General features: G+C 54.1%; 19 protein-coding genes. 2 read left to right on the top strand and 17 right to left on the bottom strand.

The annotated features are described in order from the left end of the window. Positions 1-37 precede the first annotated feature (37 nt). The 14 genes from NST69_RS03375 to NST69_RS03310 all read right to left on the bottom strand — a co-directional run bounded on the left by NST69_RS03375 (position 38) and on the right by NST69_RS03310 (position 15,051). A complete protein-coding gene (locus NST69_RS03375; protein WP_036723416.1) occupies positions 38-1,378 on the bottom strand; it encodes a UDP-glucose/GDP-mannose dehydrogenase family protein in 1,341 nt (446 codons plus the stop codon). 4 nt (positions 1,379-1,382) lie between these two features. Continuing rightward, positions 1,383-2,483, bottom strand: a complete 1,101-nt coding sequence (locus tag NST69_RS03370) for a glycosyltransferase (RefSeq protein WP_342548484.1) — start codon at positions 2,481-2,483, stop codon at positions 1,383-1,385. Positions 2,484-2,584: 101 nt separating this feature from the next. Beyond that, positions 2,585-3,724: a glycosyltransferase family 4 protein gene (locus tag NST69_RS03365; RefSeq protein ID WP_209879422.1), complete on the bottom strand. Its 1,140-nt coding sequence runs from the start codon at positions 3,722-3,724 to the stop codon at positions 2,585-2,587. After that, a complete protein-coding gene (locus tag NST69_RS03360) occupies positions 3,721-4,911 on the bottom strand; it encodes a glycosyltransferase family 4 protein (RefSeq protein WP_209879419.1) in 1,191 nt (396 codons plus the stop codon). Before NST69_RS03360 ends, NST69_RS03365 begins: the two co-directional genes overlap by 4 nt. Beyond that, positions 4,898-5,752: a glycosyltransferase family 2 protein gene (locus tag NST69_RS03355; RefSeq protein ID WP_036693614.1), complete on the bottom strand. Its 855-nt coding sequence runs from the start codon at positions 5,750-5,752 to the stop codon at positions 4,898-4,900. The genes NST69_RS03360 and NST69_RS03355 overlap by 14 nt, the downstream gene beginning before the upstream one ends. A gap of 257 nt (positions 5,753-6,009) precedes the next feature. After that, positions 6,010-7,389, bottom strand: a complete 1,380-nt coding sequence (locus tag NST69_RS03350) for an oligosaccharide flippase family protein (RefSeq protein ID WP_339312937.1) — start codon at positions 7,387-7,389, stop codon at positions 6,010-6,012. Further along, positions 7,355-8,785 carry an O-antigen ligase family protein gene (locus NST69_RS03345; RefSeq protein ID WP_155991315.1) on the bottom strand — a complete coding sequence of 477 codons (1,431 nt, stop codon included), beginning with the start codon at positions 8,783-8,785 and terminating at the stop codon, positions 7,355-7,357. The genes NST69_RS03350 and NST69_RS03345 overlap by 35 nt, the downstream gene beginning before the upstream one ends. 98 nt (positions 8,786-8,883) lie before the next feature. Further along, positions 8,884-9,657: a WecB/TagA/CpsF family glycosyltransferase gene (locus tag NST69_RS03340; protein ID WP_076078985.1), complete on the bottom strand. Its 774-nt coding sequence runs from the start codon at positions 9,655-9,657 to the stop codon at positions 8,884-8,886. Next, a complete protein-coding gene (locus NST69_RS03335; protein ID WP_342548483.1) occupies positions 9,654-11,000 on the bottom strand; it encodes an O-antigen ligase family protein in 1,347 nt (448 codons plus the stop codon). The genes NST69_RS03340 and NST69_RS03335 overlap by 4 nt, the downstream gene beginning before the upstream one ends. Positions 11,001-11,015: 15 nt before the next feature. Next, entirely contained in the window at positions 11,016-11,951 is a 936-nt protein-coding gene (locus tag NST69_RS03330) for a glycosyltransferase (protein WP_209879411.1), read from the bottom strand. A 24-nt stretch (positions 11,952-11,975) separates the two neighbouring features. Continuing rightward, complete coding sequence (locus tag NST69_RS03325) at positions 11,976-12,668, bottom strand: sugar transferase (RefSeq protein ID WP_339312934.1); 693 nt, start codon at positions 12,666-12,668, stop codon at positions 11,976-11,978. 80 nt (positions 12,669-12,748) lie between these two features. Then, complete coding sequence (gene galU / locus NST69_RS03320; protein ID WP_036723429.1) at positions 12,749-13,639, bottom strand: UTP--glucose-1-phosphate uridylyltransferase GalU; 891 nt, start codon at positions 13,637-13,639, stop codon at positions 12,749-12,751. Between the two features lie 46 nt (positions 13,640-13,685). Beyond that, positions 13,686-14,327, bottom strand: coding sequence for a CpsD/CapB family tyrosine-protein kinase (locus NST69_RS03315; RefSeq protein ID WP_036723430.1), 642 nt, complete (start codon positions 14,325-14,327; stop codon positions 13,686-13,688). Further along, entirely contained in the window at positions 14,311-15,051 is a 741-nt protein-coding gene (locus tag NST69_RS03310) for a Wzz/FepE/Etk N-terminal domain-containing protein (protein WP_342548482.1), read from the bottom strand. The genes NST69_RS03315 and NST69_RS03310 overlap by 17 nt, the downstream gene beginning before the upstream one ends. Positions 15,052-15,560: 509 nt before the next feature. Between NST69_RS03310 and NST69_RS03305 the strand changes: the two genes are divergently transcribed. Together NST69_RS03305 and NST69_RS03300 are read left to right on the top strand one after the other, a co-directional pair. Beyond that, positions 15,561-15,875: a helix-turn-helix domain-containing protein gene (locus NST69_RS03305; protein WP_339313306.1), complete on the top strand. Its 315-nt coding sequence runs from the start codon at positions 15,561-15,563 to the stop codon at positions 15,873-15,875. 5 nt (positions 15,876-15,880) lie between these two features. Further along, positions 15,881-16,813: an IS3 family transposase gene (locus tag NST69_RS03300; protein ID WP_340957263.1), complete on the top strand. Its 933-nt coding sequence runs from the start codon at positions 15,881-15,883 to the stop codon at positions 16,811-16,813. Between the two features lie 305 nt (positions 16,814-17,118). Here the strand turns inward: NST69_RS03300 and NST69_RS03295 are convergent, their stop codons facing one another. The 3 genes from NST69_RS03295 to NST69_RS03285 form a co-directional block, all read right to left on the bottom strand. Further along, the gene (locus NST69_RS03295) at positions 17,119-17,754 is read right to left on the bottom strand and encodes a response regulator transcription factor (protein ID WP_036693598.1); all 636 of its coding nucleotides are present in this window, start codon (positions 17,752-17,754) and stop codon (positions 17,119-17,121) included. A 23-nt stretch (positions 17,755-17,777) separates the two neighbouring features. Beyond that, entirely contained in the window at positions 17,778-19,223 is a 1,446-nt protein-coding gene (locus NST69_RS03290) for an ATP-binding protein (RefSeq protein WP_339253871.1), read from the bottom strand. A gap of 840 nt (positions 19,224-20,063) precedes the next feature. Beyond that, a complete protein-coding gene (locus tag NST69_RS03285; protein WP_342548481.1) occupies positions 20,064-20,918 on the bottom strand; it encodes a helix-turn-helix domain-containing protein in 855 nt (284 codons plus the stop codon). Between the last annotated feature and the right edge of the window lie 62 nt (positions 20,919-20,980).

Raw genomic sequence — 20,980 nt, 5'->3', positions numbered from 1 at the left:
GGATTTATCGCCGTAACGCTTCAATTGGATTGCCGGTCTACACCGCGCCAGCCACGCTGGCGGAGAATCCGCTAAGCCCGCCCATCTGCGGGCGGCCGACGGAGATATATTCGAGGCCGGTGCCCTCGATCTGCTCTTTGGTATAGACATTGCGGCCGTCGATCAGCACCTGGCGGCGCATGGTTCCGGCAAGCTGGTGCAGGTTGATCTCCTTGAACTGGCTCCAGTCGGTCAGCAGGCAGACAGCATCGCTGCCTTCGGCTGCCTCTTCGGCCAGTCCGCACCAGCGGAGCTGCGGGTGATCGTATTCCTTGCGGAAGTTCTCGGCAGCGATGGGATCGTACAGCTTCACGATGGCGCCCTCGGCGACCAGCGCCTCGACGATCTCACGGGCCGGGGCTTCGCGGACATCATCGGTATTGGGCTTGAAGGCAAGCCCCCAGATGCCAATGACCGCGCCACGCAGGCTGCCGAGCGATTCATGGAGCTTGGAGATAATCATGAAGCGCTGGCCTTTATTGACTTCAACGACGGATTTGAGCAACTTGAACTCATAATCCACATTCCCGGCAATCTGGATCAGCGCATTGGTATCCTTCGGGAAGCAGGAGCCGCCATAGCCGATACCGGCCTGCAGGAAGGTCGCACCGATTCTCTGGTCCATCCCCATGCCGCCTGCGACTTCGGTGACATCCGCTCCTACCTTTTCGCAAATGTTGGCAATCTCATTAATGAAGGAGATCTTCGTCGCCAGAAAAGCATTCGAGGCATATTTGATCATCTCGGCGCTGCGGATATCCGTGACGAATACATTCTCTGTGAAGCCTTTATGCAGCTCGCGCATGGTCGGCTCAAGCGCCTGATTATCCAGTCCGATCACGATCCGGTCGGGATGAAGCGTGTCGCGGATCGCGGAGCCTTCACGGAGGAATTCAGGCGCAGAGACGATATCGAAGGGATGATTCGTGAGGGAGGAGATCAGCTGGCGGATTCGCTCATTGGTGCCGACAGGAACAGTTGACTTGGTCATAATGATCTTGTAGCCTTCCATCGCCTGCGCAATCTCGGCAGCGGCTCCTTCGATATATCTCAGGTCGGCTTCGCCGCCCGGCAGAGAAGGCGTACCCACGGCAAGAATGACGATATCGGAGCGGCGGACCGACTCCTGAAGATCGGACGAGAAGCTCAGCCGCCCCTCGCGCAGATTCATTTCAATCAGGGCCTCAATGCCCGGCTCATAGATAGGGGATTCCATCCGGTTCAGCTTCTCGATCTTCTGTTCATCCTTATCCACACAGATGACATGATTTCCATTTAGGGTAAAGCATACGCCTGATACAAGTCCTACATAGCCGGTACCAATCACTGCGAGTTTCATACTTTCATCCTCCTTTTAGGAAATTGACGTAGGCCTGTTCCACATACTGCTTGAACTGAACCATAAACGCCTGCTCATCGAATTTGCGTGCATGGCCCATAATCTGGTCGATATCCCACGCATAGGACTCCACCTCATCAATGGCCTTAAGCAAATCATCAACTTCCTGATGCTGGAAAAACACGCCGTTAACGTAAGGAATAATCGTGTCGAGCGCTCCACCAGCCTGATAGGCGATGACCGGCCTTCCTGCGGCATTCGCCTCCAGCGGCGTAATACCGAAATCCTCTTCCCCGGGAAAAACAAACGCCCGGCACTGGGACATCAGCCCTGTGACTTCCTGATCCTCCAGCCGGCCCAGAAACGATACATTCCCCTTGGCCATGCCTTCCAGACGCTTCCTGTCCGGTCCGTCCCCGACAATATACAGCTTAAGCCCGTTACGGTTGAACGCCTCCACCGCCAGATCGATCCGCTTGTAGGAGACCAGCCGCGAGACAATCAGATAATAATCGCCAATGCTCGGGGAGCTGGTGAAGCGGGCCGTATTGATCGGCGGGAAAATCACATCGGAATCCCGGTGGTAATAATTCTGAATCCGCGTCTTCACGACTGAGGAGTTGGCGACGAACTGGTTCACATTTTTGGAGGTGCGCTGATCCCAGTTCTTGAGCCGCTGCATATACACCTTAAGCAGTCTTTTGAATAACCCGGAATTCGATTGCCGCTCCATGTATGTGTCATAGTCCCAGGCGAAACGCATCGGCGTATGACAGTAGCACAGATGGAAGGTGGATTCGGGCACCTGAATGCTTTTCATAAAAGCACTGCTGGAGCTAAGAACGATATCATACCCGCTGAAGTCCAAATCGCGGACAGCCATGGGGTAGAGCGGGAGCACCCCTTTGAAGTTACGCTTCACTCCCGGAATCTTCTGCAGCCAGGAGGCCCGGATATCGGCATCTTTGAGGTTATCGGTCAGGCGGCTTCCGTTAAAAACCGTTGTGAAGATCGGAGCGTCCGGGTACATGTGATGGAAAACCTCCACCACCCGTTCCGCCCCGCCCATCTGGATTAAATAATCGTGCGCGATCGCAATTTTCATGTGAATCATCCTCAAAGTTTTATGGAGCAGCATCATTAAGCAGTACACGCATGGCTAGAGACAGATATGATGCAAGCCTTAAGCATTAGTGAGCGGGAAGGTCAGGTGACTGCCAGCAGACCTTTGTAGTAAGCGACAATATCCTTGACCGTGTTCTCGATGACAAAATGCTCTTTCACCCGTCTCATTCCATTGTCCGCCATCCGTCTACGCTCTTCGGGATGGTTCAGCATCCAGGTGATGGAGTCTGCAAGTACAGTAGCATCTCCCGGCTGGATCAGCAGTCCTGTCTCACCAGGAACCACGATCTCCACCGGTCCGCCTTCATTGGAGGCAATCACCGGCAGTCCGGCTGCCATGCCTTCGACGATGACCTGGCCGAACGGCTCAGGAGTGATCGACGTATGAATCAGTAAATCCGCTTGGTTCATGAGTCCTTGTATATCATCTACATGACCCAGCAGGCTGACATTGGTGATGTCCCCCTGCTGCATCTGCGCAATTAATTCCTGCTTGTATTCTTCCTCCCCGAACAGGGCGTCACCGGCCAGCCAGAATTTCACGCGGCTGTCCTGCTTGAAGGCTTTGGCCGCTTCCAGCACAATATGCTGGCCTTTCCAGTGGGCGAGCCGCCCGACCAGCAGGACGTTGAAGTCCTTCCGGTCCCGCCGGCCGATCCCTTCACCGATCGCCTTGGCGAAGGCCGAGTAGACGACCAGCGTCTTCTTCGAGCGCGGCAGCTCCAGCGCATTCAGCGTGGAGTGGGAATTGGCAATGACCCCGTTGGGCAGCAGGCGTGACAGCAGCCGGATCGCCTTGGCGACAACCGGCTTCAGATAAGGCGCCCCGATGTGATCCCGGATGTGCCAGATCAGCGGCACACCTGCTTTTTTGGCAGCAACAGCTCCGTAAAAGGCCGATTTCAGGGAATTGGTATGCACGCAATCCACCTTCTCTTCCTTTAGCAGCGGAGCCAGCTTACGGCCATAAGCAAGCAGCTTCATTGCAGCCGCCGGAGCCCCGAGATTCACGGCATTGCGGCCGCGGCTGCGGATGCTCTCATCCAGCGGGATAATGCGGACATCGATGCCCTTCTCCCGCAGACGTTCGGCAAGCGTGCCTTCCTCCGCCAGGATCACCAGCGGCTCAATCTGCTCACCAATGTTGGTGAGGATGTTGAACAGGGCAACCTCGCCCCCGCTCCATTTGGCGGTGTGGTCGATATAAGCGACTTTGATCATCCTACGCTCACACCCTTTCCCAAGGTTTCGAGGAATACAGATTCAATCTTGTCGCCCACATGCTGCCAGGTGTACTTCTCCAGCACATGATTCCGGCATTCGTCCCGGCCCGGCAGCAGCTTGCGGTTGCTCAGCATATGAATCATGCCTTCCGCCATATCCTCGCTGGCTGCACTCTTGAACAGCAGCTCAGGCCGGAAGCCCTGGAGGATCTCCTTGTTGCCGCCGACCGGCGTAGCCATCACCGGCAGCCCCGAGGCCAAGGCTTCAACGGTGATCAGGCCGAAGCCTTCCAGTGCCTGGGAAGGAACAACGAACATATCTGCCGCCTGATAATAGGAGGCCAGCTCATGATCGGGAATGTACCCGAGCAGCCGGACCTTGTTGCCCAGCCCGTAATCGGCGATCCGCTCTTCCAGCTCCCCGCGCAGCGGGCCCTTGCCCCCGATCAGCAGAATTGCGTTCGGGAACCGCTCTGCCACCTGCTTCCAGGCTTCAAGCAGCTGCAGCAGCCCCATCCGGTTCATCAGCCGGCGGACGGTCAGGACCGTTGTTGCGCCTTCCGGCAGATTCAGCGTTCGGCGGATCGCCAGCCGGTTCGTCGCGGGCGTGAACCGCTCGACATTGGCCGCTCCCGGAATGACAGTAATCTTATGCAGCGGTACACCGTGCAGTTCGTGCAGCATGTTACGGAAGTAATCGCTGAGGACGATGAATTTGTCCGCCAGCTTGTAAGCCTTATGTTCTATCGATTTGGCAATCGTTGTTTTGACCTTATGCTTGATACCTTGACCTTCGATCTTCATCTCTTCGTTCCACGGGCCGTGGAAGGTCATGATGACCGGAATCCCCCGCTTCTTCGCTTCAATCGCCGGCCCGATGCCGTAAGGGGCGAAGTGGGTGTAGAGGATATCAATCCGCCCGCTGCCATCCCCCATCAGGGAGGCCGCCTTGCGCTGGAAGGCATCCTTGCGCTTCCAGATCGTCTCCTTCGGATCACCGGCATTGTGGATGATCAGTTCCTTCGGCGTCTCCGGTGTTTCTTGGCTGCAGATCAGGGCATGCACCCGGTTCCGTGAAGAAAGCTGTTCACACACGGATTTGAAATAGGTATTCAGTCCTCCGGGCTGTAACGAGGGCCAGCTGAGGCCGGTCGTCATAATGTTGAGTCCGTCATTGTACGACATAGCTTCTCTCCCCCTTGTTCTCCTTCTCGGCCTGACCCGCTTCGTTATGCCGGGCCAGCCTGCCTGCGCTGTGCAATTCGTAATGCTTGAAGCCGACCATGAATTCATACATCACCCAGAAGACGGATACCGCGAAGCCCGAGATGCCTTTCTTGAACAGGCCATGCAGGAAATACTTCTGCAGGAACCGTGCCGGCGGACGCAGCAGCAGGTGGCTCAGCTTGAACGGCTTGCCGCTGGCGAATGCACTCTCTGCTTCCAGATCGGTGTATTTGTTGAACCGGGCGACATGATCGTTGATGCTGCGGAAGCCTTGATGCCACAGCGTTCCGTTCAGCTTCACGGTCCGTTCCTCGGACACCTCTGGCATCTCATGTACCAGAGAGTTGCGGATACCGTATTCCTTGCGGTTATACAGCCGCACCAGATACTCGCCTTTATCCAGCCATTTGCCGAGGAAGTCGCCGATCCGGTACAGCGAGAACGCGACCGTAGCATCGGTCAGTCCCGGCTTGCGCTCCAGGATATCCCGGGCCAGCTCCTCGCTGACCACTTCGTCGGTATCAATCAGGAAGACCCAATCATGGATGGCACGTTCCACTCCGAATTCCCTTTGCTTCGCATATCCGGGCCATGGGTTGACATACACCCGGCATCCCAGGCTCTCGGATAGCCCTACGGTCCCGTCTTTGCTTCCTCCGTCGATTACAACCACCTCATCGGCGAATAACCGGCAGGACTGAATGGCTTTGGATATCCGAACTTCGTCGTCCTGGGCAATGATGACCGCCGAGATCGGGTAGCTGCCCCGGCCGCCAAGCACGCTTGTTACTGAATCCATGATAGGTATCCTCCTTCTGATGGTCCGGTGCGTGTCGTCGCTCCGAGAAAAGTTTGGGCTTACGGCCGCTGTTGTGTTTACATTTCCTGATTAGAACCGCTTTTCGCGGTAGAAATCCAAACACAAAGGCGGACGCATTCGCTCCTACAGCTCCAAATTTTCTCTACGTTCCTCCAAGCACCGTCCCATGGTTTTTTAAGCAGATAAGTGGATCGCCTTGTGTTCTCGGCTCACCGAAACGCTAGTTACTTAACTGCCTACACATCCATAGGTTTCTTGCGAATATACGAATTCATCGTCGTCTTCATCCACTGAAGGTCCTGGGCGTTAATGAGCAGCCGTGGAAGCTTAACCTTCAGGTTGTACCTGATATTGAGAATAATGAACAGGAACCGCAGCACAGCCGATGAGAGCATAGCCACCCCGGCTCCGAACAATCCGAACTTCGGCACCAGCAGGAAGAGCAGCGGAATCACGAGGATCAGGCCGACCCCCTGCAGGATGGATACGAACTTCGGCTTGCCCAGCGCCATGAACACCTGAGCCAGAATCAGCGTCCCGCCGCTGATGGTTACTTCCAGCAGCAGCAGGCGGAACACGGTAAGCGCGGTATTGAAATCCTTGCCGTAGAGCAGCGGGATGACAAAGGGCGCTACCAGCATCAGGAACACTGCGCCTAGCAGAGTACAGGTAGTACTGATCCGGAAAGCCTTGAACGTAAGGGCGACCGCTTCGTCCTTCGACATCTCGGAGGCCTTCGGGAAGAGCACCACCGTGATCGAATTCGCGAAGAAGTTCACCATACGCGACAGGCTGACCGCTACCGCATAGAGCCCCAGATCTGCCGGTCTGAGCAATCCGGCAATGATGATCTGGTCTATGTATACCGAGAATTGTCCAAGCAGGTCGTTCCCGTAGGAGCCCAGACCGTAGGTGAACAATCTTTTGAAATTAAGATAGGAATCCCGGAGCTTGACCTTGTAGGTCCGCAGCAGCAGGAGGGTCATCCCGATGAACAGCGGAACCGATGGCACCAGATAGGCCAGTGCAGTTGTATAAGGATTCATGTAGCCGGTCAGGATCAGAATCCCGATAGCCCCCAGTGTCAGCAGCGGCACCAGATACCGCATCCAGTTGAAGGTCTTGTAATCCCCTCTGAACTGGAAGGCCGCGTTGTTGATCTGCGACACCACAATCAGCGGGCAGAGAATCATCGACCACTGGGCGAAGACCACTACCTCATGACTGAACGACCCCAGCCAATAAGGCAGCACGAGTATCCCGACTGTCATGGCGATGGTTCCGAACGTCAGACCGATCAGCAGGGCGATCCGGTACAGCACCCCGGCTTCCTGCGGATTCTTCTTGGCGTTGTAGATCAGCGCCGAGGGAATGCCGAAGCTCATGCTGAAGGCCAGGAACTGCGACCAGTTCACCATCGCTGTCTGCTCCCCCCGGCCGGTCGGGCCGAGATAACGGGCAGTCAGTACGCCGGTCAGCATATTGACCAGCAGGATCAGCACGCTGACGAACATCGTTTTGACAGCAGCCGAGCTATTGTCCTTACTCTTCGTGAATCTCCGGAAGGTGGACCATACCCGGTTAGCGGGTAGTGATTTGGCGCTTGACTGCTGCATGCGGTAGTCCCTTCTTTCTGCTTTGATTGAGCTCCTTGGCACTGAGGCCAAGTCCGATCAGCATCCAGATCAGATACCCCTTAAGACCGGGAAAGCCGTTATCCGATATCAGGCTGGCTACAGCTCCCATCCACGCCGCCAGCGCCAGTCTGGCGTAAGGCTGAAGTTCATTCCTGCGGGTGACTCTGGCGCCGATCTCCTTGATGACCGCACCGAGCGCTCCGAAGAAAAACAATGCGCCTAGTACACCGAAGGTCAGCAGCAGCGCGATGAAGCCGTTATCCATATTGCCGTATTCCCCCAGCTCTCCGCCGTTGCCAAGCTTGGTGCCCTGGCCAACACTGCCGATCCCCTGTCCTACCGGATTGCCTGCCACCATCGGCAGCATGTTGGTCCAGAGGCTGAGGCGTTCATTGTAGGAATGATCCTCCTGCACGGAGGTCAGGGTCTCCATCCGGGCCACCAGCCCCTCTGCTCCAGGCAGCTTCGGAACAATCCAGAACAGCGCGGCTGCCACGAATGCGAGCTGGAGCAGCGTCTTCCATTTGCCCTTGGAGGGAGAGGAGGCGATGTAGACCAGCAGCATCACCAGCAGGACCAGCCATGCGGACCGGACGAGCGTAGTCAGCAGGCAGACTACTACGAGCAGAACACCGAGCCAGCGCAGGGTACCCTGCCATCTTTTCTCCAGAATCATCGGCACCAGGGCGAAGACCAGGAAGGTTGCAGCCGGACCTGGGGAGTTCAGGGTCGAGAAGACACGGATCTCCAGCGGATACGGGGTCCCGATGGAGATCATATCGGCATTGCGCATCCAGAAGGCATCCCAGGGCGGAACGGTCAGATACTGCACGATCCCGTACACCGCAACCAGTACCGCAATGTTGGCAAAAGCGTACAGCAGCCGGTCGATATCCTTCGGCTTAAACGGCGTCACCGCGAAGAAGGGAATCAGCAGCAGCGGTACGATGTAATTCGCCAGATCGTATACCGAGCCGATGCCGTTCTTCGCCAGACCAATCAATGCGCCGTAGGCCAGTGCGATGGAGAACAGCAGCATGATCCGGGTGGAGGACTTGCGGATCCGGTGAATTTCCCGCAGCACCGGAATAGCTAAGGTCGCTCCGGTCAGCAGCGGGGCCAGACTGAGCAGAGAGACGGAATGATACACGCCTTCGTACCAGTCTGCAATCCGCCGCAGCTCCGGGGCAACTGCCCAGATCAGCAGCGTGTACGGAATCAGCATCCGTGTATTCAGCAAGGCCAGCAGCAAGGCCGGAAAGAGGATGCCTGCCAGAATGATGCCCTGCAGGCTGTTCGATGCGCTCAGGTTCGCACTGGCGAAGCCGATCGCAAGCGGCAGGGCAAGCGCCGAGGCGCAGATCAAGGTCATCATTACAGCCGACTTCACGGCTTGTGCCGATGGAAGATTCAGACTATTCTCATCTCTGCTTAGCATCTTCATTCCCTGCCTCCCGTCCTTCGCCGCTTTCTTCAATCCGTACTGCTGTTCTTCACCTTGCCCCGTTTGCGCAGCTCCTTGAGCAGCAGCACCAGGAACTGGGCATCGTCGACAAGGTATCTTTTCCATAGCCGGCCCGGCTCCTGGCTAAGTCTCCATAGCCACTCCATGCCGGTTCGCTGCATGAAATCCGGTGCCCGCTTCACCGAGCCGGACAGGAAGTCGAAGGTTGCACCTACGCCGATGGAGACCGGCGCCTGGTAGGAGGTATAGTGACGGTAGATCCACTTCTCCTGCTTCGGTGCGCCTACCCCTACGAACACGATATCGGGCTGGCTCTCGGTCAGCAGCCGGATAATATGCCGGTTCTCTTCTTCGTTGTGCTCGAAGCCGTAGGAAGGAGAGTAACAGCCCACGACGTTAATGCCCGGGAAGGCGGCCTTCAGATTCTTCGTAGCCTGCTCCGCCACACCCTCGGCGGCACCGAGGAAGAACAACCGGTATTGCCTTTGCTCGAACGCATTGCCCAGGCGGCTGAACAGGTCTGCGCCGGACACCTTTTGCTTCAGCGGCTTGCCGAGCATCTTGGACGCCCAGATAATCGGCATCCCGTCCGCGACTACGGCACCTGCTTCGGAGTACACTTCCCGGAACTCTTTATCCTTGCGCAGCTTGATCACATGGTCGACGTTACAGGTCAGGATGTAGGATTGGTTCCTCTCCTGAATGGTTCTGTCGATATAATCCAGCAGATCCATGAAATCATAGTTATCGAAATTGACATCGAACATGTTCACTTGGTTCATCGTATCACTTCTTTTTGTGGGGAATCGGCCAGCTGTGAAGATCGATACAGGCAGTTCAGGTACCAACAGAACGGAATGATGAATTGGACCGTCGACAGCGTGTTATCCGTGAAAGAATAGATCAGAAATGCTGCAATAAAGAGAGAATAATAAGGTTTGACCGCCGGCAAAAGAACTCTGTATACCATTAGAAACACAGCGAGCAAGGACAGCAGCAGCAGGATGGCACCAACGTATCCCCCATCGTAATAAAAGCGGATATATTCGTTATGCGGAACCACGAACCCTCCGTAGAGCGTTCCGTCATTCGCCACCGTTACGGCTCCAAGCCCCCGTCCTGCCACCGGCGAATCCGCCGCCTTGTTCAGGAAGTACTCCCAGGCCTCCGCCCGCCCCGACAGGTCAATTCCCGTCTCAGTCGTCCGTTCGAAGGAGCGCTTCTTGATGTTGTCCAGCTGCATGTATACTGCCGAGGTGATGACCAGCAGTGAACACAGCAGCGGGATCAGAAATCTCTTCTTGCCCTTCAAGAAGGCGCGGGAGATATCATAGAAGTAATAGAGCACCATCAGGACCAGGGCGAGAATCGGCCCGCGCGTGCCTGTAATCACCAGAATGAAGAAATTCAGCCCCAGCATGATGTAATTGAACCGGGTATACTGCGGACTGCGCTTGATCTCGATGAACGCGATCGCTACTCCCATGAAGGCCAGCATCGCCAGGTGAGGCGGTATGTTCGCCCCCTGCACCCGAACCGCGCCTGTGAACTCAACGGCTACCAGTGAATGTATATTCGCAGCCTGGAGCACCACGCCCAGCAGCATGCTGACCAGCGGCAGCAGGGTAATGATCCGAATCTGCTTCTCGGCGACCTCCTTCTTCCAGTTGATCAGCAGAAGCACGAAGGGCAGAGACAGTCCGATGAAGGCTTTGACCGCAATCGATGTGCTCATCTCCGGCAGCCAGATGGAGAAGCTGAAGGTGAGCAGAATCAGGGCCAGCATCGCCCATAAGGGAGGACTGAGCTTGAACCTGAGGCCATTGACCAGGATACACGGCACCAGCAGCATCAGAATAACCAGCTTGTAGAGCGACAGGATCTCAATACCGAACATACTCCCGCTGTACAAGAAGTTAATCGAGACCGCCGTGGTCAGCAGAACGAAATAGCTGATCAGTTCAGGGCGTGATAGGGAGGCAACCAGCAGCAGAATGAAGAATACGGCCGCTACTGCGATGACCGGCTGGAAGATGACAGCTGTTCCCAGGAACAGTGCAGTTACGAGATAGAGCATTCCGTATGGCAGACTATTGATTTTGGAGCCCCACTCAAAATGGGTCATCGCGCGTACCTCCCCTCACCCCGCTGCGGATTCCCTCTTCCGGTTAAGAATCATATGAAGAGTTCCGCGAATACTCTCCAGCCGGCATTTATTCAGCAGCTTCCTTCCCTTACTACGGGATAGAACGGAATCTGCCAGAATGTAGATGACTTTGGCGCCTGTCTTGCCCAGGAGCAGCAGATGCCCTTTCATTCCTTCACTCTTCATAGCGTTCGATATGCCTTGGCTGTAATACCGCTTCATGATCCAGTCCTCCGTCAGCCGGTTCGCCGGAACGAAATGATCCACGGCCATCTCGGGATGATATAGAATGGAATGCCCTTCCTGCTGCAGCTGGCTGAACAGCCAGGTCTCTTCACCCGAGAGCAGCGAATCGCCCTTGCGGCCCAGTTCCAGCGGGAACAGGCTGATATCGAATACCGGCTTGCGCATCGCCATATTGGCACCGCAAGGGTGAAGCCGCTTCGGATACTCTTTAATCCGGCTCCCCAGATCGACAATCGTATAAGGAAGCTCGAACGGCTTGATCAGCCAATCCGGGCGCTTGCTCTCGAAGATCGGAGCAATCCTGCCGCCCATAGCCATCACCTCCGGCTTATCCGCAAAGGTGTTCACAATGGTTGTAATCCAGGTCCGGCAGGGGATCGCATCATCATCCAGGAAAGCGATGAGCTGCGATTTGGAAGCCAGAATTCCTGTGTTCCGGGCTGCTGACAGCCCTTGAACCGGCTCCAGCAGATAACGGATATCCATATCCGCACCATAGGTTTCGATGAACCCCTTAATGGCGGCCGCCGTATCATCCGTGGACTGGTTATCCACGACGATGATCTCGGCCTGGTGCAAATTCTCCAGCGGCAGCAGTGAATGAAGAGTCTTCACCAGCAGCGCCGACCGGTTATAGGTGCATATGATAATGGAAATCTCAGGTCCATCTCCGTGTACGAACATCGGCATCACCTAATTCCCATATTTTTAATAAGCATTTTTGGAACCTAGCAGCATCAGGCCGGTCTTGACAATAATCTTCAGATCCAGCATCGTGCTGCGCATGTGGATATACGTGAGGTCCAGCTGAACCATCTCGTCGAAGCCGACGCTGTTTCTGGCATTTACCTGCCAGTAGCCGGTGCAGCCGGGGGTTACCATCAGCCGCTGCTTGTCGTATTCCGTGTACTGCTCCACCTCTTCAACGAGCGGAGGACGGGGACCCACCAGACTCATATGCCCCATCAGCACGTTCCAGAGCTGCGGCAGTTCATCAATACTGGTCTTGCGCATGAATTTTCCAATCCGTGTAATACGGGGATCATTCTTGATCTTGAACATCGCGCCGCTTACTTCGTTATAGGCCATGAGACTCTCCTTCAGCTCCTCGGCATTAGAGACCATGGATCTGAACTTGTACATGGGGAACAGCTTCTCGTCCTTGCCGACCCTCATTTGGCGGAAGAACACCTTGCCCTTCGGATCTTCCAGCTTAATCAGGACAGCCACCACTGCGAAGAGCGGGAGCAGGAACAGCAGCCCCAGGGCAGAGAACAAGATGTCGATGATCCGCTTCATGACCAGATAGGACTCCATTCCCTTGCTTTCTTCACCCGAATGCAGCATGTAAAGTTTCGGCAGGACGGCCTCATAGTCTTCCGGCAGTTTTTGCATGCTCATCTCTCCTCATTTCTCGTTAAGGTTTATGCAGCCTTACTTCTTGACTCCGGCTTGTGTCGCTCGCTTTCGGGGAACCGTCTTTAGCTGCTGACCGAGGTCTGTTCCGCTTTTTTCAACCATTCCGCCATAGCATCCATGACCTGATAACGCAGATCCTCGCTCTCTAAGGCAAATTCCAGTGTGGTCAAAATATAACCGAGCCGTTCGCCGACATCATATCTGGTACCGTCGAAGTTATAAGCATAGACACGTTCGCTCTGGTTCAGCTTCTGAATGGCATCCGTCAGCTGGATCTCACCGCCCGCGCCCTTCTCCTGTAGATCGAGATACTTGAAGATCTTAGGGGTAAAGACATAGCGGCCCATGATGGCCAGATTGGAAGGCGCCGTGCCAAGTGCCGGCTTCTCCACGAAGTTGTTCACCCGGTAGAGCTTCCCGTCTTGCAGATCCGGCTCGATAATCCCGTAGCGGTTCGTGAATTCATCCGGGATAACCTGTACCCCGATCACCGAGTTCTGGGTCTCCTCATACTGGTCGATCAGCTGCTTCAGGCAAGGGACCTGTCCGGTTACAATATCATCGCCGAGCATAACGCCGAATGGCTCATCGCCGATGAACCGTCTGGCACACCATACGGCATGCCCGAGACCCTTGGGTTCCTTTTGCCGGATGTAGTGAATTTCCACCTTGGAGGACCGCTGTACCTCTTTGAGCAGCTCCAGCTTACCGTCCTCCAGCAGCCGGGATTCAAGCTCAAAGGCATTGTCGAAATGATCCTCGATCGCCCGCTTTCCCTTACCGGTAACAATGATGATGTCTTCAATCCCGGAGGCAATGGCCTCCTCCACGATATACTGGATCGTCGGTTTGTTGATAATAGGCAGCATTTCCTTGGGCATTGCCTTGGTCGCCGGAAGGAAACGTGTGCCTAACCCGGCCGCCGGGATAATTACCTTTTTTACCTTTTTCATCACACATACCTCCCAATAGTTTCGTTCACATTGCCGCTTCGGTGTTCTACTTGGTCTGGTTCATTGCTATTCCGAGAATCCTTACACCCGTCTGTTCCATGAGACCCTTCAGCTTGCGGAGCGCTTCGCGCTTCGTCCGGCCGTGTCTGGCGACAATGACCACCCCATCCGAGAGCGGGGCCAGAATCCGTGCATCGCTGTAATCGACCGCCTGCGGCGAATCCAGCAGAATCAGATCGAAGCTTGCCTTCAGCTCTGTAAGCAGCCCGGCCATCTTCTCGCTGCCGAGCAGATCCGGCGGACTGACTGTACTCACCCCGGCAGGAATTACCGCCAGATTCGCCAAGCTGCCGTATACCAGAACGTCCTTCGCTTCCTCGTAGCCGCTCAAGTAAGCTGCCAGCCCCTGGCTGCCTTCCACATCGAAAACGCTATGCAAGCCGGGCTTCCGCAGGTTGCAATCCACCACCGCTACCTTCTTGCCATCCTGTACGAAGGATACGGCCAGATTGGAGAGAATCGTGGTCTTGCCTTCGCCGCTCTCCGCTGAAGTGAAGAGCAGCACCTGTCCGCCTGGCCCCTTCAGCAAGCCGAGCTGGCGGATATACGTGCGCAGCGAGCGGAAGGATTCGGAGACATGCGATGACGGGTTTATGTCCGCGATTAGACTTCTATTCAGCCGTAACATATTTGCCCTCCCCTACTCTTGCCTTGTCATTATCCGCACTGCCGAAATCGCGTTTGCGGATGGCTGGAATACTGGCAATGACCGGAAGGCCAAGCTCAAATTCCGCTTCCTTCTCGTTTCTCAGCGTACCGTTCAGCGTCTCCATCAGCAGGATAATTCCGACCGCTGCCATCAGTGACACCACGAAGCTGATCAGAATATTCATGGTCACCCCGCCATTGACCGGCAGAGGCTGGGCTGCAGGATCAGCCGGAGTCAGGAATGTTACATTATCCAGGTTCATCAGTGCCGGCAGGCTGCGGATGAAGGTCTGCGAAACCGCGTTTACAATCGTAGCTGCAGTGCCGTAATCCTTATCCTCCACGGTCAGATTAATCACCTGGCTTTTCTCCGAGGATTTGATCTGCAGCTTGGCAGCCAGTTGGCCCGCCGTCAGACCGAACTCGGGATGCTCCGCGATCACAGTCTTCATAATGGTTGGCGACTTCATGATTTCCTTATAGCTCTCGATGAGGTTAAGACTGAAGTTAAGTGCGTTGAGATTATTGCTCTCGGGGACATTCACAACGTTGTTGACCAGTAGCTGTCCAGAGGCGGAGTAGACGGGTGCAACGAAGTTTTTACTGACGTAGAAGGTGGTGGCGCAGGAGATCAGTACAAATACCATGATTAACCATAATTTTTTCTTTATCAGGTTAATGTAATCCAGAATCGTTTTTTCCACAGTAACCCTCCTTCCGCTTATGTTCGTTTTGAAAGCAATCATGAAAGTTTCAGATGTCTTGCTTTTATTCTAACAACGCGCAGGATTTATCACATGCCCCCTAGCATCACTTTACACTTCACTTTCGAGTGACTGTGTTTGGTCCGCCAGAGGGGGTGGATGGTATACTTTAGTACCATATCCCTGGAAAATGCTAACACCAGCAGTGAGCCAAGATCACCCAGCCGGGTGAAGGATGCCGGCGCACCTTCGTGTCAACACTCCGCGCCAGCATAATGTATGCTGTTTTTCGCATACATTCGGCCCGTAGGCATGCTTGCGAGCATAATGTATGCTGTTTTTCACATACATTCGGCCCGTGGGCCTGCTTGCGAGCATAATGTATGCTGTTTTCCGCATACATTCAGGCCGTGTGCCTGTTTGCGAGCATAATGCTCCACAGCCCCCTAAAGAAGTTGGAGTCCTCCCCCACAAAAATGTAGACTAGATATAGGAGGAGGATGAACGGTATGGGACACTTAACAGGAACAAGAGAGAAGGCAGCGCAAGAGGTGTTGTCTGGCATTAAGGCAGCGGTGGTTGCCCGCAAGTATGGGGTGACCCCATCGACGGTGAATCAGTGGGTGAGGGACTACCGAGAGGCCCATGGGGAACAAGATCATCCGTATCCCCAGGAGCAGGTGGAGGAACTGAAGCGCCTCCTGGACGTGGAGCAGAAATACGAGAAGGCCGTCAAGATCCTCGGCGAAAAGGAGTTAGAGATCGAGATTCTGCGTGAACTGCTAAAAAAGCCAACCCCTGCTTATCCGAAAAAATCGAGGTAGCCGACATGTTCATTAAGCAGGGGAATACCGCAGCGTTGGTACTACGTCTCGTGGGGCTAGCAGAGTCTACGTATTACGACCGTAAGAAACGCAAGAAGCAGGATGTACAGGCCGTACCCCAGGGGCGCGGAAGACCCGTACCCGGCTATTCCCTGACCGAGTCTGGAGAGAAGATTAGCGACGAGGAAATCCAGGAATGGCTGCTGGAATTAATCGCTGGAGAGGAGCACGTGTACGGGTACAAACTGCTGGCCAAGTGCTTGTGGAACCAGCACGGGCTGAGGCTCAATCACAAGAAAAGCTACCGGCTGTGTCAGGCGCTGGATATCCTACAGCCGCAGCGTCACAAGCGTTTTAAGCATCCTCGGAAGCTGCCGGAGAACCGGGTCATTACAGGGGCGGGTCAGCTCTGGCAGATGGACATTAAGTACGGTTACGTGGCGGGCCAGGGCAGGCATTTCTTTGTCCTGAGTATTATCGATGTCTTTACCCGTGTCATCGTCGGCTACCACCGCGGATCGTCGTGTGAAGCCAAGCACGCCTGCCAGACGCTGGGACGCGCCATGGAGCAACACTGCGCCCCTGACAGCGCACGCCCGGTGATCCGCACCGACAATGGTCCACAGTTCGTCAGCCATCTGTTTGGCGACATGTGTGAAAGCTGGGAAATGACCCATGAACGCATTCCGCCTCGAACGCCGGATTTAAATGCTTTTATTGAATCGTTCCACAGTAATATCGATCGGGATTTGTTCCGCAAAGAGGCCTTCGAGACGTTCGAAGAGGCCTATGAAGCCGTGGACCGGTACATGGACTTCTACAACAATCGCAGAATGCATACAAGCCTTCGGAACATGCCGCCAGCTACCTTTGCGGAATGGGTCTTGACCCTAGAAGACCGCTCCCGCTTCTTCTGGCCGAGAGAAAAAGCGAAATAAAGAGCATATCTACGACAAGTGCTGATTTTATACGGAGGACTCCGGGATAAGGGGGTCGCACCGAATGTATGCTGTTTTTCGCATACATTCGGGCCGTGGGCATGCTTGCGAGCATAATGTATGCTGTTTTTCGCATACATTCGGGCCGTGTGCCTGCTTGCGAGCATAATGTATGCTGTTTTTCACATACATTCGGCCCATGGACCTCACAGCCGCCCATTGTGTTCGGTTTGATTTCCCTGAACGCAAAAAAACACGGACAACGTGGTCCGTGCTCCGTCCCCGATCATTCACAGGGATGATTATTAATCGTATGACATCTCATATTTGGTAAGCCCGACAGCATTGGCGTATAAGGCCGCCTGCGTCCGGTCCGCCACCTGCAGCTTCGCCAGAATCTGGCTGACATGCTTCTTGACGGTGAATTCGCTGATGAACAGGCGTGAAGCAATCTCACGGTTGCAGGCCCCCTGTCCCAGCTCGATCAGAACTTCCTTCTCTTTGGGTGTAAGCTCATCGGTCGGACTGCTGCCGCTCATGCGCATCTTATCTTCCATCAGCCCGGGATCGTAATACTTCCTGCCCTTGTGGACCAGTTGAATGGCAAACAGCAATTCCTCCGGCAGAGCTTCCTTCAGTACATAACCGTCTACCAGCACTTCCTCCGCCTTCAGGAAATCTTCCCGGCTGGCTGAGGATGTTAGCAGGATGAACTTGCATGAGAATCCGCGCACGCGGGCTTCCTTGATAATATCCAGGCCCGATTCATCGGCAAGCTTCAGATCAATCAGCACAAGATCAGGCTGTATCTCCTCAATCACGAGAAGAGCTTCTTGGCCATTCGTTGCTTCGCCGGCAAACTGCAGATTGGACTGCATCGATATCACAGATGCCAATCCTCTTCTCACCAAAGGGTGATCATCAACAATGACGATTTTCACTTGAACGACCTCCTGCCTAAAGTTTATGCATTTTTCAGTTCAGCCACACCGACAGGTATAGAGATTAAAATTCTGGTTCCAGCGTTCTCACTGCTGGTTAACTGGAAATCGCCTCCAAGGGACTGTGCCAGATATTGCATATTCTTCATTCCCAGTCCGCCTGAGTGCTCATCAGGTTCGTTCCAGCTTAGATCTGCATCGAAACCGACACCATCGTCGATAATCGATAGTCTAATCCATTTCGGCTTAAGCGACAGTTCTACATCCACCCGGCTGGCAGCACCATGTCTTATGGCGTTGCCGGTCGCTTCGGAGATAATCCGGAAGAGTGCCTTGTGGTAAGGATAAGGGAGACTGAAATCATCCCCCGTTATTTTCAGTTCAATCTCAACATCATTAAGCCGGGAGAGGCTTTTCAGATGCGAGCGCACCATCCCAAGCCAGCTCGGGCCGCCGCTCTTCTTGGAGCTGAGGCTGTAGATGGTAATCCGCAGCTCCTTGGCTACCTTGGTAGCTGAATCATGGATAAGCTCAATCTGCTCCTCCAGCTCCCGCTCAGACATTTTGCGCCAGGTCTGCTTCAGGGAGTGGGTCGCATAGACGATTCCGAAAAGACTCTGGGAGACACTGTCGTGCATCTCATCGGCTATCCGGTTCTGCTCGTTCGTGATGATCAGCCGGTTCTCGATCACGCCCAGCTCGTGGCGCTCAAGAATAATCGCACTCAGCTCCGACAGGAACATCAGTTGCTGGATGTACCACCGGCGGCCCTCCAGCCCTTCCGAGGCTTCCAGCTTCACGCCAATCATTCCGACGAACCGGGTGCTCATTCTTACCGGCATCAGCAGGAAGTCGCCGATCCCCGGCATACTCTTGAATACCGGTTCACGCTGCAGCCTCCATTCATGCTCATGCTTCTCAAGCTCCATGAATAGAAAGCGCTCCTCCTCATGCTGCCATCCCGTCTGGCGGCTCTGCGGAGCAGGCTCACCGCTTTTTTTGGCGAACCAGAACAGTGCTTTTTCCAGCTTGGTAAGCTTGACCACATAGTCGGTAATGACTTGGCCAATATTCATGAAGTCATGCTGGCTTGATGTTTCCACGATGTGATAAAGCGATTTGATATGCTCCATGGTATCGTTGGTCCGCGCGTTCGCTTCCTCCCGCTGCCGCTTTATCCCCTTAACCATCTGCATAACTATAACCGCGAGAGCCAGGGCTAGAAACAGGTTACCATTGGCAAGCATAATTTCAGCAATCGTAAGACCCGGAGAACCGGCATCCATGTAGCCCGATACCGCCACCATGGCAATATAACCCAGGATCAGACTCCAGGCACAATACAAAGACAGCGCACCCGCCGCAAACAGCACCGGATTCAGTACATATAGCTTAAAAGGACTATCGTATCCTCCAGTAAATAACATCAACACCGCAATGAGTGCCGTCTCCATACTGACCATCAGCATTAGAGTACGGGCTTTTGCATGGAACCTCCGGTAATAATACGGGAATAGTTGGGCAAATAAGAATAGCACAATGATTAGTAGGGATTTGTATATTACGGAAGGCCCCGCAGGAACCATGAGGTACATAAACGATGTGAGGGACAAAGAAAAGATTCTGAAAAAGGCGATCGTACGGTCTTCGACTGTTAATTTAATGTTCATCCCACCACCCTATTCTCCAGTTTGTGGAAAATTCGAGTTTATTCTAAGCTATGTTTAAAAGCATCATACATGAGAAAAATCACAATAACAAGTTTCGATTTCTAATGATAGCGTTTACTTTGAAAATAAAATGGGTATAATTATTCTTTTTTCATGAAAAATTAACCAACTCCATCCAGCTTCTCAAATGATAGCGTATGCAAAATTATCCAATCCGGCTCCGGGCATGACAAAGAGCCTCTCCCTCCAGGGACAGGCTCTTCAAAAGAGAAGTCTTCGGTTATCCGGTGAGTACACCCGGCACAGTCTATTCAGTCACCGCCGTCACAGCTTGCTCCAGCTTGGCATTATTACATATACAAATTTGATAGCGCTGTTCGCCAACGATATGATACCCGGTGGACAAAATACGCAAGGTATGATTAGGTCCTACCACCTTATGGAGACTGCGGCAACTGATGCAGTAATACTCTCTCAATAGTCTCATCTCCGGCATAGTCTAGAAGAACTATTCTAGAACTGCTAATATTATCTAGAGCATAGCACTGTTTTTTTCTGCGTGTCAACAAAAATCTGCAAAAAACGACATTATTCAGAGACTCTTTTAAGATAAAAAGTAGAATTATGTCGTTTATTATGTCACAGATGATTCCGGCAGGTCTGCGGGGAGAGGCCCATATATTTCTTGAATAGCCTTGAAAAATAAAAACTATCCCTATAATGAAGCATTCCCGCTATCTCCTGCACCTGCAGGGAGGTATTCAGCAGCAAATGCTTGGCCTCGGCCATCTTCAGCCGGTGGATATATTCATGCAGCGGGTACCCGCTGCTCCGCCGCACGGTGCGGCGGAGTGTAGACATGGACAGGTGCAGGCGCTCGGCCATCCCCGGCAGATCCGGCTGCTCATAGATGCAGGCATTCAGCGCCTCCCGGATCAGCGGCATGGCTTCCTGCTGCCACGGGCGGCGGCTGCCCTGGAGCTGCAGCGAGCATTCCAGCAGCATCTCCTCCAGCAGCAGCGCAGCCCGGTCCGCATCACCGGGAACATCTCCGGCCATGTACGCCAGAACCTTTTCAAAGGACGCTTGCAGCCCTTCCGCCTTATCCCCCCGGGTTACCTCTCCACCCGCAATCATTCCGGCTTCCAGCCATTCTGTGACACGGCTTCCGCTGAAATTAATATAATATTCATCCCAATACCCGCCTGGGGGCGGTCCGAAGCTGTAGCTATAACCAGGTCTGAAAAAAAACAAGCTTCCCTCATGGACCTGCTGCTCTGGTCCTCCGTTCTCCGTATAAGTTCCGCCTCCTGCGACTATATATACAAGTGCCCAGTGTTCAAAGCTGACACCCGAACGAAACAGCGTTCTTCCCGGCAGATGGCCGGCTTGCCCGACACGAATCGACTTCAGGCGCAGCCTGGCGGCCTCCACCTTCGGATCAATAATTCTTACTGGATACGGGCTGATCATATAATCCATGAGCTTGGGCATACACTGCATTCCTCCATGTGTTCAGGAGTGGTATGTTGATAATGAAGATGATCATATTCTAC

The sequence above is a fragment of the Paenibacillus sp. FSL P2-0089 genome (genome assembly GCF_038595095.1).
In the GTDB taxonomy this organism is placed as follows: Bacteria; Bacillota; Bacilli; order Paenibacillales; family Paenibacillaceae; genus Paenibacillus_AQ; species Paenibacillus_AQ silagei.
The sequence above is the reverse complement of the archived record's forward strand: the minus strand, read 5'-3'. Positions and strand labels throughout refer to the sequence as shown.